The sequence below is a fragment of the Bacillus safensis FO-36b genome (assembly GCF_000691165.1).
GTDB lineage: Bacteria > Bacillota > Bacilli > Bacillales > Bacillaceae > Bacillus > Bacillus safensis.
The window spans coordinates 42,832-56,213 of record NZ_ASJD01000002.1 but is presented as its reverse complement, the minus strand read 5'-3'; the positions used below and the strand labels follow the sequence as shown (position 1 = coordinate 56,213).

At 43.2% G+C, this 13,382-nt stretch carries 13 protein-coding genes; 12 read left to right on the top strand and 1 reads right to left on the bottom strand.

The genetic code is table 11. The features are described 5' to 3' along the window. Nucleotides 1-54 precede the first annotated feature (54 nt). The 5 genes from BA81_RS04755 (at nt 55) to pdxA (ending at nt 6,932) form a co-directional block, all read left to right on the top strand. A complete protein-coding gene (locus BA81_RS04755; RefSeq protein WP_034280883.1) occupies nt 55-1,461 on the top strand; it encodes a sodium:solute symporter family protein in 1,407 nt (468 codons plus the stop codon). Next, on the top strand, nt 1,458-2,633 hold the full coding sequence (locus BA81_RS04750; protein ID WP_034280882.1) for a sialidase family protein: 1,176 nt from the start codon (nt 1,458-1,460) through the stop codon (nt 2,631-2,633). Before BA81_RS04755 ends, BA81_RS04750 begins: the two co-directional genes overlap by 4 nt. A 147-nt stretch (nt 2,634-2,780) precedes the next feature. Then, on the top strand, nt 2,781-4,562 hold the full coding sequence (locus BA81_RS04745) for a sigma-54-dependent Fis family transcriptional regulator (protein ID WP_183002021.1): 1,782 nt from the start codon (nt 2,781-2,783) through the stop codon (nt 4,560-4,562). Between the two features lie 25 nt (nt 4,563-4,587). After that, nucleotides 4,588-5,931, top strand: a complete 1,344-nt coding sequence (locus tag BA81_RS04740; RefSeq protein WP_034280880.1) for a four-carbon acid sugar kinase family protein — start codon at nt 4,588-4,590, stop codon at nt 5,929-5,931. After that, nucleotides 5,907-6,932, top strand: coding sequence for a 4-hydroxythreonine-4-phosphate dehydrogenase PdxA (pdxA, locus tag BA81_RS04735; RefSeq protein WP_034280879.1), 1,026 nt, complete (start codon nt 5,907-5,909; stop codon nt 6,930-6,932). Before BA81_RS04740 ends, pdxA begins: the two co-directional genes overlap by 25 nt. Before the next feature lie 17 nt (nt 6,933-6,949). Here the strand turns inward: pdxA and BA81_RS04730 are convergent, their stop codons facing one another. Next, on the bottom strand, nt 6,950-7,696 hold the full coding sequence (locus tag BA81_RS04730) for an SDR family NAD(P)-dependent oxidoreductase (RefSeq protein ID WP_034280878.1): 747 nt from the start codon (nt 7,694-7,696) through the stop codon (nt 6,950-6,952). Between the two features lie 189 nt (nt 7,697-7,885). On the opposite strand from BA81_RS04730, the gene BA81_RS04725 reads away from it, so the two are divergent. From BA81_RS04725 to liaR, 7 genes are all read left to right on the top strand, one after another. After that, nucleotides 7,886-8,455, top strand: a complete 570-nt coding sequence (locus BA81_RS04725) for a cob(I)yrinic acid a,c-diamide adenosyltransferase (protein WP_034280877.1) — start codon at nt 7,886-7,888, stop codon at nt 8,453-8,455. A 354-nt stretch (nt 8,456-8,809) separates the two neighbouring features. Further along, a complete protein-coding gene (locus BA81_RS04720) occupies nt 8,810-9,202 on the top strand; it encodes a membrane protein (RefSeq protein ID WP_034280876.1) in 393 nt (130 codons plus the stop codon). 15 nt (nt 9,203-9,217) lie between these two features. Beyond that, nucleotides 9,218-9,886, top strand: a complete 669-nt coding sequence (liaH, locus tag BA81_RS04715) for a stress responsive protein LiaH (protein WP_024423427.1) — start codon at nt 9,218-9,220, stop codon at nt 9,884-9,886. A gap of 104 nt (nt 9,887-9,990) precedes the next feature. Beyond that, nucleotides 9,991-10,860 carry a LiaG family protein gene (liaG, locus tag BA81_RS04710; protein WP_034280875.1) on the top strand — a complete coding sequence of 290 codons (870 nt, stop codon included), beginning with the start codon at nt 9,991-9,993 and terminating at the stop codon, nt 10,858-10,860. A gap of 30 nt (nt 10,861-10,890) precedes the next feature. After that, nucleotides 10,891-11,655 carry a cell wall-active antibiotics response protein LiaF gene (liaF, locus tag BA81_RS04705; RefSeq protein ID WP_034281438.1) on the top strand — a complete coding sequence of 255 codons (765 nt, stop codon included), beginning with the start codon at nt 10,891-10,893 and terminating at the stop codon, nt 11,653-11,655. Further along, a complete protein-coding gene (gene liaS, locus BA81_RS04700; RefSeq protein ID WP_034280874.1) occupies nt 11,652-12,716 on the top strand; it encodes a two-component system sensor histidine kinase LiaS in 1,065 nt (354 codons plus the stop codon). Before liaF ends, liaS begins: the two co-directional genes overlap by 4 nt. Further along, the gene (liaR, locus tag BA81_RS04695) at nt 12,713-13,348 is read left to right on the top strand and encodes a two-component system response regulator LiaR (RefSeq protein ID WP_034280873.1); all 636 of its coding nucleotides are present in this window, start codon (nt 12,713-12,715) and stop codon (nt 13,346-13,348) included. Before liaS ends, liaR begins: the two co-directional genes overlap by 4 nt. The last annotated feature ends 34 nt before the right edge of the window (nt 13,349-13,382 follow it).

Sequence of the window (13,382 nt, the reverse complement as noted above, 5' to 3'; positions counted from 1 at the left end):
GGGATGGGAATGAGAAGTTGCTTCACACGGCTTGCACACAAAGGGGGATTTTAAATGAATGTCTTAAGCAGTTCTGTCATCACATTTATTTTGATCGTCATTATTCTCTATATACTCTTTACGACTTGGCTGACGATGCGTTTCCGCAGTAAATCCAATTCAGAATTTAACAATGCTGCTAAGTCACTTCCAGCCATTGTAGTCGGTATTTTGCTCATGAGTGAATTCATTGGAACGAAATCCACTGTTGGAACAGCAGAATCTGCCTTTACGCATGGGCTTTCTGCTTCATGGTCTATTGTGACTGTCGCTATCGCCTTTTTTATCTTTTCCTTTTTCTTAGTAGGCAAGTTTTATCGAACAGGACAGTACACCATTTCAGGTATTATCGATCAGAAGTTTGGAAAATCAACGAAGCTAGTTGTTTCTGTTATTATGATTGCCGCATTGCTGCTTGTGAATCTAGGAAACTATTTAAGTGGTTCAGCTGCCATTGCATCCATTTTGGGGCTTCCTTTAATGACCTGTGCGATCATTACGGCCGTTGTGAGTACATTTTATTTTACATTCGGAGGAATGAAAGGGGTTGCATGGGTCACGATCCTTCATTCGATCGTGAAGTATGCGGGAATTTTAATTACACTAGGGGTAGCTCTTTACTTAACAAAAGGCTTTGAACCAATGAAACAAACGATGCCTGATCATTTCTTTACATGGGACGGGACAATTGGATGGGGGACGATAGGAGCTTGGTTTATAGGAAACATGGGTGCCATCTTTGCTACGCAGTTTATCATTCAAGCAATCACTTCGTCGAAAAGTGAGCGTGAGGCAAAGAAATCAACGCTTTATGCGGCTTTGCTTTGTTTGCCGCTCGCCATTGCAATCGGTGTGATCGGCGTAGCTGCACATTATTTGTATCCAGACATTGATCCTATTTATGCCTTCCCTGTCTTTTTACAGCATATGAATCCAATTTTGAGTGCCATTGTGGCAACATCGCTTGTGGCATCCATCTTTGTCGGTGTGTCGACGGTTGCGCTTGCGACAACAACCTTAATTATGGATGATTTTTATGTACCGAAAATGAAACCAACACCGGAGCAGAGAATGAAAGTCACGAGGTATGTGGCTGTACTCGTTGGAATTGTGCCTCTTGTAGGAGTAGCACTTGCGCCGGAGCTGCTGTCCCTTTCCTTTTTTACAAGGGCGCTTCGAACATCGATCGCTGTTGTAGCAGCAATGGGCTTTTACTTGCCGTACTTTAATTCAAATAGAGGGGCGACCATTGGCCTTGCTGCTTCAGGTGTTACCACGACGGTTTGGTATTTACTCGATAATCCATTCGGAATCGATAATATGTATATTGCCATTATCATTCCTTTCCTTGTGCTGGTAATCGACCGACTTTTCAGTCCGCCTGCTAAAAAGGATCAACCATTGAAAGGAGAATTGTCATGAAAAATGAAGAGACTGTGATAAAAATAGATGGAATTTTGCGACAAAATGAACAAGATACAGAGAGAAAAGAAGCCTTTCTGCCAACAGACTGTGTGCAGAATCATGCGGCCAATCTACTTGAGCTGGATAATGGAGATGTATTATGTGTTTGGTTTGGCGGAACGCAGGAGGGAATACCTGATATCTCAATCTATATGTCGAGACTCAAACGGGGAAGTAACAAGTGGACAGAGGCAGTGAAGTTATCTAACGATCCTGCACGCTCTGAACAAAATCCAGTTCTGTTTCAAGAGGAAAATGGCAGGCTATGGCTGCTGTATACCGCACAGCTATCTGGGAATCAAGATACGGCCATCGTGAGATACCGGCTATCAGAGGATAGAGGGGAGACATGGGGGGAGATTGGTACTTTGTTTGAACAGCCGGGTACGTTTATACGTCAGCCGATTGTTGTACTGGATAATCAAGATTGGCTGCTGCCGGTCTTCTATTGTAAGAGCATTCCAGGCGTCAAATGGACGGGGAACCGGGATGTCAGTGCTGTGAAGATTACATCCGACCAAGGAAAGACATGGGATGAGGTCATTGTACCAAACAGCACGGGCTGTGTTCATATGAATATTGGAAAGTGTGCAGACGGCTCCCTCATAGCCCTCTTTAGAAGCCGGTTTGCTGATTCGATTTATATTAGCCGTTCCGTCGATCATGGGCGGACATGGTCTGAGCCAAAGGCGACGGAGCTGCCCAATAATAATTCATCCATTCAATTTACCGTGCTCCAAAATGGGCATCTTGCCCTCGTCTATAATCATATCAATGCAGATGAGCAAACAGAACGAAGAGCTTCTTTATATGATGAAATTGAGGATGAAGGCGATACGCGCACGGCGGTTGATACAGAAGCACGTCCAGCCTTTTGGGGAACACCGCGTGCACCGATGACTTTGGCGCTCTCTGAGGATAATGGTGATACATGGCCTATCAGACGTAACCTTGAAGTGGGTGATGGATATGCGATGACAAACAATTCAAAGGATAAACTAAATCGAGAGTATTCTTATCCATCCATTACGGAAGGAAAAGACGGGAAGCTGCATATTGCGTTTACGTATTATCGGCAGGCGATCAAATATGTGTGTGTGACAGAAGAATGGGTCAATCGCACTTCTTAACTGCAAGAGGGCCCTGCTTCTGGTGAATTGTAACCCTCATTTGCTTCATTTATAATTGATGTTTGGAGGGTTGTCCCCATTTTCTATCGGCTGGACTCCCTCAAGCTATGTCTCGTGATGAAGAGATAAAAAATGGGGGTCCTTTTCATGAATATCAAAGTGTTAGGTGTTGCGCCGTATAAAGGGTTGGGCGATGTGTTAATCGACCTTGCCAAAGAAGAAGAAAATATGACATTCCAGCTTGTAGTCGGAGATCTCCGGTCTGGTGTTGCTCTTGCAGAACAAGCAGAAGCTCAAGGAATGGATATCATTATGAGCCGGGGCGGAACAGCTGCGCTCATTCAAAAACATGTGAACATCCCAGTAGTTGATATCCCTGTGTCAGGGTATGACTTGCTTCGTGCCTTAACACTGATAAAAGATTATCAAGGTAAAAAAGCGGTCGTGGGTTTTGAAAATATTACACAAGGTGTACGCACCATTGGGGAATTATACGGGATTAAAATTGATATTTACACAGTGCAGCAAGAGGAAGAGGTATGGGATCTCTTAAAACAATTACAAGAACAAGGGACTCAGGTCGTGCTTGGAGATGTCATTACTGATAAAGCGGCTAAAGAGCTGGGAATGCAGAGTATGCTCATTACATCAGGTCGTGAATCGGTCAAAGAAGCATTTCATCAAGCAAAACAAATGTATCGTTTATATAAAGAGGCGACAGCTGAACAGCGTCTCTTTCGTGAAATGATTGATCAAGAGCCGAAAGGGATGCTCATCATTGATCCGCACAACCAGCTACATTTTATGAACCAACAAATGAAACAATGGACAGAAAAAGGATTATTTGCACCGTCTACTTCTCATGCTGATGTGATTGCGTGGTGTCCAGCACTTGAACCGGCACTAAAGGCGATTCGAGAAGGGAAACAAAATGGCTATTCTCAAATATCCCATCAGCAGCAAGTGTGGCATGTCAAAGGAAGCATGCTATCGAAAGGCGAGTTGCTTGTCACGATTGAAAAGCCTTCGGCTGTGATGAATCAAGAAGGTCATCGTATTTGGACGCTTGCGTCGCCTATTCATTCAGAACATCCATTTGCTCTTTTTACAGATCAAAGCCCAAAAATGAAAGATGTGATCAATAGGGCAAAAGCGTTTAGTCAAACGGAGCGCTCGATTTGCCTGTATGGTGAACAAGGAACGGGTAAATCATGCCTTGCATTTGCTATCCATCAAATGAGCGAGAGGAAAAATGAGAGCTTTACGACAGTACATTGCAGACGTTTGACAGAACCGGAAGATATAAAATCAATCCCTCTGCATCAAAAAGGGACGATGTTTCTAAAGGATATTGAGAGCGTTCCAATGGATATACAGCAGCTCATTGCCGAGCAGCTGCATCATCATCAGAATATTCGCTGGATGGCTGCGTCTCAAGTGGATTTGTTCAAATTGATGCAATCTGGAGCGTTTAGTGAGGAATTATATACAGGCTTACAGGAGCTCACAATTCATGTCCCTGCGTTGTCTGAACGGCCAGAAGATATTGAGGACATGAGCAGGTTATTTATTGCGGAACTGAATTCTCTTTACGGGACGCAGGTGGTTGGGCTGTCAGCAGATGTGATTGAAGCCTTTCAACACCAGAAATTCAGAGAAAATGTCAGGCAGTTCAAGCGGATCATTGAGGAACTGGTACTGACAACAAAAAGTGGATATATCACGTTGAATAGGGCAAAGGCAGCAATTGATCAGCTTGCCTTTGAAAATGAAGAAAAACAGCTGTCCAGCTATTTGAATGGAACGCTTGATGAGATTGAAAGACGGATTATCAAAACGGTGCTGGAAGAAGAAAATATGAATCAATCAAAGGCGGCAAAGCGGTTGAATATCAACCGTACGACGCTATGGAGAAAGCTAAAGGAATAATATGTAATGAGGCCGAGGTGTCTAAATGACAAACGATCTATTAAAAAAAGGAGCGAAATTAGAGCAAAAGGTAATCATTGTGGCGGATGATTTGACAGGTGCCAACGATACAGGTGTTCAATTTGTCAAAGCGGGCTTAACAGCCTCTGTCCTGTTTCAGCCGTCATTTGAAGGCATTGACAGGTATAAAGAGGATGTGCTGATTGTGGATACCGATTCACGAAGTATGTCTTCAGAGAACGCCTACCATGAGGTCAGCCAAATGGTGCAGCCATTTCTCCAAGATGAATCGCACCTTTTCTTTAAAAAAATAGATTCAACGTTAAGAGGCAATATAGGAATTGAACTGCAAGCACTAATGGATATTGGCCCATTTGATGCGGCGGTTATCGCTCCTGCCTACCCAGATGCACAAAGAGCAACCAATAATGGCATACATTATGTGGAAGGAGTGCCTGTTCATCTGTCAGAGGCAGCAAAGGATCCGAAAACTCCAGTTTTGACATCCAGCATATCAGATTTAATTGAGGAGCAGACGAACGTCAGACCAAAAAACCTTTCTCAACAGACAATCGGCGAAGAGCTAAAAGTAACGAGTGATGAGGTATCATCCTTATTGAAGCATGGTCATCAATGGTTTGTGTGTGATGCAGAAACAAGTGATGATTTAGGGCGGATTGTGGAAGTGTTTATGAAGATGGATAAAAGAATACTATGGGTCGGTTCAGCGGGACTAGCTGGTGCATTATCTGCATATGTCGCTAAACATAGAAATACTTCTCGTCTTAAAAAACAGAGACCTGTCCTCATCGTATCTGGAAGTGCCTCTCAAAAAACAAATGAGCAGTTTGCTTATTTAAGAGAAACTCACGATTGTTTTGAGATAAAAGTGAACCCGCTGAATGTATTAAACGGCCGTGAAGCATGGGAACGAAAATCAGTTCTCGATCAACTGCGTAAGCGTCAGAACGAAGATATTCTCCTTTATACAGATGCACGGCCAGAGATGGTTGAAAAGATGCTGGTTTACGGAGAAAAGAAAGGGCTGTCAAGACAAGAGGTTGGAAGTGCTTTGTCCGTCTTTCTTGGAATGATCACAAAAGACATTGTCACATTATCAGGAATGAGACGACTTTTCCTAACTGGCGGAGATACAGCGCGGGCGATTTGCCAGGAGCTTGGAGCAGGAGGTATTCGGCTGCTGAAAGAAATTGAACCTGGCATCCCGCTCGGCCAGCTCGTTGATACGAATTTATATGCGGTTACGAAAGCAGGAGCTTACGGTCAAAAAAATTCAGTACTCCACGCGGTAGAAGTGCTGAAAAAGATAGAGGGGGAAGTCGAATGTCAAAACCAATCATTGCTGTAACGATGGGAGATGCGGCTGGTGTTGCTCCTGCAATTATTTTAAAATCTTTTCAGCAAACGCGTTTACATGAAGAAGCCGTTCTATTTGTGATCGGAGACACCAGTATATTAAATAGGGCGAAAGACTTTGTGAATACAGATGTGGAGATTGTAAGTATCATAGAACCAGAGGAAGCGGAGCAGGTGAAAGCCGGAGCTGTTCCCTGCTTAGACCTTAAGCTCTTAACGAACGAGATGCCGATTGGGGACATATCAAAAGAAGCAGGAAATGCTGCTTTCCGATATCTTGAAAAAGCCATTAGTCTTGCAAATGACCGTAGAATTGACGGCATTTGCACAGCGCCGCTAAACAAAGAGGCACTTCATAAGGCAGGTCATATGTATCCAGGACATACAGAAATTTTAGCTGACCTGACGGGTACAGAAGATTATGCGATGATGCTGGCGGCCCCTAACTTAAAGGTAGTTCATGTCACCACACATATTGGATTAATGGATGCCATTTTAAAGATTAATCCTGAGCGTGTATACACGACGATTAAGCTGGCACATGATACACTCGTCCGTTCTGGAATCTCTGACCCTAAAATTGCTGTATGCGGGATTAACCCGCATGCTGGGGAGAATGGGTTGTTTGGGAACGGAGAAGAAGAGGAGAAGATCATCCCAGCGGTTGAACTAGCACAGGAAGAAGGGATTCAAGTATTTGGGCCGCTGCCTGCTGATACCTTGTTCTTTAGGGCAGCAAGAGGTGACTTTGATATCGTTGTGGCGATGTATCATGATCAAGGGCACGGACCGATTAAGGTGCTTGGCTTAGAATCGGGTGTAAACATTACAGTTGGGCTGCCGATTATTCGTACAAGTGTCGATCATGGGACGGCATTTGATATCGCAGGAACAGGAAAAGCCGATTCTGCGAGCATGGAAGAAGCTATTAGACAGGCCATCATGCTTTCTGGTACGAGAGAAAATCAATATGAGAAGAAAAAGAGCCTTTAAGAGGAGGCTCTTTTTTTCTAGTTCATATACGTTCCGCCATTCATATTGATGGTTTCTCCTGTGATAAAATCCGACTGGTCAGAAGCTAAAAATGTCACAACATTTGCGACTTGTTCTGGTGTTCCAATCGTTTTCAAAGGAATTCTATCTAAAACCGAACGCCGGTATTCATCGCTCCACTGTTTGCTCATGTCTGTTTCGATTGGACCAGGGCAGACAGCATTCACATGAATGTGGTGCTCTGCTAATTCTTTGGCAAGATGCATGGTTAAATAATTGATGCCTGCCTTTGATGCACCGTATGCAGGTGATGCATTGTGGTGAGGGGTTTTGCCAGTTGTAGAACTCATATTGATAATCTTTCCGCCTTGTTGTTTGATCATGTCAGGAATGACCGCTTGGCACATGAGGAATGTGCCGGTCAAATTAATATCAATCAATCGTTTCCACTCATCAAGGGATGTCTCGACTGTGGATTTTCGTAAATTGATCCCAGCATTGTTGACCAGCAGATCAATCTGTCCAAAATGTGTTTTCGCTTGCTCCACGAGTGAAGAGGCTGTCTCTGGTAAACTAGCATCACCAGCAACATAAACGGCTCGTTTCTCTTTTTTATTCAGTGAGGAGCAAACCTCTTGCAGCAGCATGTCGTTCGTTCCATTGAGAACGACGTGCGCTCCTTCGCAGACAAGTGCCACCGCAATGGCGCGGCCAATCCCTCTGCTTGCACCTGTAATGATCGCTACTTTATTTTGTAAACTCACGTACATCCCACCCCATCTCTCATAATTAAAAAGCGCTTTCATTCATTATAAAACGGGATGTTTCATCATTCAACATATATAAGAGGGTTGGAGTGATTTTCAGTAAAAGTGTTTCATAATAAAACAAATACATTTTTTTAACTTCAGGTTATACTAGAAGGACAAAGCAGTAGAAAAGAGGGGAAACCGTTGAAACTTTATACGAAAACCGGGGATCAGGGCCAAACAGGCTTGATTGGCGGAAGAGCCGATAAAGATGATGTGAGAGTAGAGGCGTATGGTACGTTAGATGAGGCGAATAGCTTTATTGGACTCGCGCATGCAAATTTACGACAGCATGTCGAATTGTTTCCGGACCTTTTGTCAGAGCTGATCGTTATACAGCATGAGCTGTTTGACTGCGGGGGTGATTTGGCAGCAGTCAAACCACGTAAAGAAGGCAAATTAACAGAAGCCTCTGTGACAGTCCTTGAGGAAAGAATGGATGTCTATGTAGAAGAGGCTGAGCCGCTTACTAAGTTTATTTTACCGGGTGGTCAGGAAGGCGCTGCTCTCTTACATGTGGCGCGGACAGTCGTCAGAAGAGCCGAGAGGCATATTGTGACGCTTGCAAAACAGGAGGAGATTCCAGCCGCTGCGCTCACATACGTAAACCGTCTATCCGATTATTTATTTGCAGCCGCCCGAATCGTGAATTATCGGCTTGGTGAAGCTGATGTTGAATATGAACGAAGTGCCGACGTGTTTCGTTCTAAATAAGGAAAGCACTCTTCAAATAGAAGAGTGCCCAGCGTGTAGACAAACCCTCGCATTCTTTGTCAGGTCTGCGCTCCGGTGCTCACGAATGTTCAATTCGCTCCGCTCCGGTACTCGTCCTTCCTAGACTGCAAAGGTTTTCTATCACGCTGAAAAAAGAAGACCAAGGGCTAAAATTGCCCTTGGTCAACAATCTGAGCACTCTTCAAATAGAAGAGTGCTTTTTTATTAGGTTCTGCCGCTCAGTCTGAGCATTGTTACGACTCTAGTCGCAATCAAAGATCAATCTGTGACACGTTTTGCCGGCTTTCTTTTTTGACTATAGTTAAAGCAAGGAGCAAGAAAGGAGGCATGAAGATGAAAATAACAAGTAAAACCATTATCGGTTCAATTTTATTGTTTGTCGGTTTATCCATCTTCTTTGGTGGTTCATTTGGTGGACTGATCCCGGTTTTGATTGGGGCAGGCCTCATCTATGTAGGTGTTAAAAAATACGAAAAAGGCAGTAAAACCTTAAGTGTCATTCTAGCAGTCATTGGTGTATTGATCGTCGTGCAATTTTTGCCGTTTATACTTGGCATCGCATTTGCAGGGGTACTTCTTTATTTTGGCTGGTCGATGATCAATGGTGAATCTACCAAAAAATCATCAAGCAGAGCATATATGGAGCCAAACACGGCACCTAATACGGAAGAACCGCTTCACACGTCTTTTGATCAAGAATGGGAAGACTTTTTAAAGAAAAAATAAAAGGAGGAACATCAAATGGTATTAAGAAGAGTAAGAGATATGTTTGTTGCAACTGTCAATGAAGGCTTAGATAAATTGGAGAATCCGCGTGTCATGCTGAATCAATACGTTCGTGATATGGAGGATGATGTTGCGAAAGCGAAACATGCCATCATCAAACAGCAAACGATTCAGCAAGGCTTCCTGCGCAAAGCAGAAGAGACGGAAGCATTTGCTGAAAAGCGAAAGAAGCAGGCCGAGCTGGCATATCATGCGGGAGAAGAGGAGCTTGCACGAAAAGCGCTCACAGAAATGAAGTATTTTGAAGAAAAGCACAACGAATATCAGGAAGCCTACCAGCAATCTGTGAAACAATTGAAAGAGCTGAAAGAGCAATTGCAGCACTTAGAAACGAAGCTGCGTGATATAAAAGACAAGAAGCAGGCACTGATTGCAAGAGCCAATGCCGCACAGGCAAAGCAGCATATGAATGATTCCATCAATAAAGTAGACAGTGAAAGTGCATATAAAGAGTTTCTCCGAATGGAGAACCGTATTGAAGAAATGGAAACAAAAGCAGGCAGCTATGCACAATTTGCGGATCAAGGTGCATATGCTCATTTAGATTATGCCGACGAGGTTGAAAAAGAATGGCAGAAGCTGAAGCTCGAGAAAAAGCCTGAACAACAGCAAGCAAACGTATAGAGATCACATCGGAAGAAAAGCAGGCTTTTTCTTCCGATATTTGATTTCTTTCTGTTTCGCTTTTCCTTATAATGAAAAGGTCAGAAGATAAAGGGATGGTATGAATGAAGCGATTAATCGGTCTAATTTGTATACTTGTAGGTATCTTTTTAATGATTGGCATGCTTTTCAAAAATGAAGATCTCTTTCATTTAAGTTTTTCCCGTGAAAAACCAGTGACAAAAGCTTCAGCGAAAAAAGAGGAGATTGATCAATTAGATATTTCTCTTTCTGGGTTTCGCGTGAAGGTAAAACCTGAAAATCGTTCCGATATTTCCGTGACTGCTCTCAATGGAAAAGGGAAAATGTATGCGGAGCAAACAGGCGGTACCTTTAAAATTCGCGCTGAAAATAAAAGCTTCTTGTTTTTCACTCAATTTGAAAAAGGAGAGCTTTTAGTTAAAATTCCAACAGATTATCATAAAAATGTGAAGATTACGGGTGGAAGCGGAGTCAGCGAGATGAACGGAGAAGGAAAGCTGTCCCTTCAAGATGTGATACTCAAATCAACGAGCGGAAACCTCACAGCTGAGAATTTCTCAGCCAAAAATGTGGAAATCAAAGCAACCTCTGGCAGGCTGGCAGTGTCGCACATTGATGCGAAGGATAGTGATATTGGGGCAACTTCAGGGCGTGCCGATATTAATGATGTCAAAGGCGAGCTGCAATTGGGCATGACAAGCGGCCGGTTGACAGCAAGTTTTGATACAATTGAGTCACCTGTCTCCTTTCATATGACATCAGGGAGCGCGAAATTTAATTTGCCAGATGACGGAGATTTCAACGTTCAGGTGAAAAAAACAAGTGGAAGCGTCGATCACTCGTATGACTTTGATCAAGTGGATAGTGAAGGTCGAGGCTTTACAGGTACGCGGGGGAAAGGGACACATTTAGTCGATATTGAAATGACAAGTGGTAACCTCAAGCTGCGGTAATGATTGAAAGAAAGGAAGGAGGCGAGTCAACTGCGTTTTACAAGGAATCAAATTTTAGGCATCATTGTCGTGATATTTGGTATTAATTTATTTCTCAAAATTATTGGGATCGGAGCAGATTTGTTTTGGCCTGTGTTTTTTGCGCTGGCAGGTTATTGGCTGCACTCACGATCCAAACGTTGGCTCGGTTCAGTTTCCTATATTTTTGCCGGCTTTCTCTTCTTAAAATTTCTGCTCAATATTACATTTAGTTTAACAGGTTACTTATTTGCGGCCTTTTTGATTTATGCCGGCTATCGCTTATTGAAAAATAAACCTGTTTTTGATGTCGATAAAAAAGAAACATCAGACGACGGGAAGCCTTCATTGAAAGTCAATCTTGAAAAAAAGGACGATCAGAAAAAAACAAAAAGCCAGACAAAGCCGCGCAAAGAGCATGACTTTTTTATCGGTGAAGTCAGGCTGATGAAAAAGCCGTTTCAATTAAGTGATTTGACGATTTCAGGTTTTATTGGCGATGTTAAAATCGATTTATCAAAGGCGATCATCGCAGAAGAAGAGAGTACGATCGTGATTAGCGGGCTGATCGGAGATGTGGATATTTACGTACCGCAGGATATTGAAGTATGTGTGAGTGCTTCCGCCGCGATTGGTGATATGAAAATCATAGATGAAAAAAGAAGCGGGTTCGGCAGTAAAGTGTACGTGATGACCAACGATTACGATGAGAGCAAACGAAAAGTGAAAATCTCCATCTCTCTATTGATCGGAGATGTGGATGTGAGATACTTATGAGGAAATTCCATTTAGGCCTCCAGTGGCAATCTGTTCGTCTTGGCGTCGGTATCTCGCTCGGTGTTGTGACGATGACGACACTGCCGATGTTTTTTTATTATCAGCTTGATCCGATGATTCTGCTTTCTACCCGCTGGTTTGGCATACCGTTTTTTTGTATTTTACTCATCGTTAGTCTTGCGATTGGGATTTCTGCCGGGAGTGTATTTGGCTATCAGCATAAGAAGCGACTCGATCAGCTTGTAGAGTCGATTTTGAAATTTGAAAATGGAAACTTTGCATACAGACTGCCGTCTCTTGGCGACGATGAAATTGGCTTAGCCGCCGATCAATTAAATGAAATGGCGAAGCGGGTGGAAGGGCAAGTAGCCTCTTTGCAAAAGCTTTCAAATGAACGGGCTGAATGGCAGGTTCAAATGAAGAAATCGGTCGTCTCAGAAGAGCGGCAGCGGCTTGCACGAGAGCTCCATGATGCGGTCAGTCAGCAGTTATTTGCGATTTCGATGATGACTTCAGCTATTCTTGAAGGCATGAAGGAAAAGGACGAAAAGATATTAAAGCAAATGCAGCTTGTCGAACGAATGGCTGGCGATGCACAAAATGAGATGCGTGCTCTTCTGCTTCACCTAAGACCGATCACGCTAGAAGGAAAAGACCTGAAAAAAGGCTTAATTGAGCTGCTAAATGAATTTCAAGCAAAGCAGCCGATTGATATTGATTGGGAAATCGAAGATGATGTTCCGTTATCTAAAGGAGTAGAGGACCACCTCTTCCGAATTGTGCAAGAAGCCCTGTCTAATGTATTTAGGCATGCAAAGGCGACAAAGGTAACTGTGCGCCTGCTCATAAGAAACCGGCAAGTGCAGCTAAAGATTATTGATAATGGTATCGGCTTTCAAACAGACCATGTGAAGACAGCCTCCTACGGACTTGAATCGATTCGAGAGAGAACAAGTGAAGTAGGCGGTGTCGCAGAGATTATGTCATTTGAGGGAAAAGGCACACAAATTGATGTGAAGGTTCCCATTTTTGATGAAGGAAAAGGAGAGAACGTTCGATGATTCGAGTGCTTTTAATCGACGATCACGAAATGGTGAGAATGGGTCTTGCGGCCTTTTTAGAGGCGCAGGCTGATATTGAAGTCATTGGTGAAGCGTCAGATGGACAAAAAGGTGTAGAGCTAGCCGTTGAATTAAAGCCAGATGTGATTTTAATGGATCTTGTCATGGAGGGGATGGATGGCATCGAAGCAACGAAAAGAATTTGTCAGGAAATTGAAGATGCCAAGATTATCGTTCTGACGAGCTTTATTGACGATGATAAAGTCTATCCAGTGATTGAGGCGGGTGCTTTAAGCTATTTATTAAAAACATCCAAGGCAGGAGAAATTGCTGATGCCATCAGATCTGCAAGTATCGGCGAACCAAGACTTGAATCAAAAGTGGCTGGGAAGGGCATGAATAAAATCCGTCATTCATCAAATGGGTCCATCCTTCACGATTCATTAACGGCAAGAGAAATGGAGATCTTGAAGCTGATTGCGGATGGGAAATCGAATAAGGTCATTGCCGAGGAATTATTTATTACAATTAAAACGGTGAAGACCCATATTACCAACATTCTTTCCAAACTTGATGTGGAAGATCGAACGCAGGCGGCTGTGTATGCGCACCGTCATAAGCTGATTCAATAAAAAAACAGCTTTCAAGTGAAAGCTGCTAGAACAT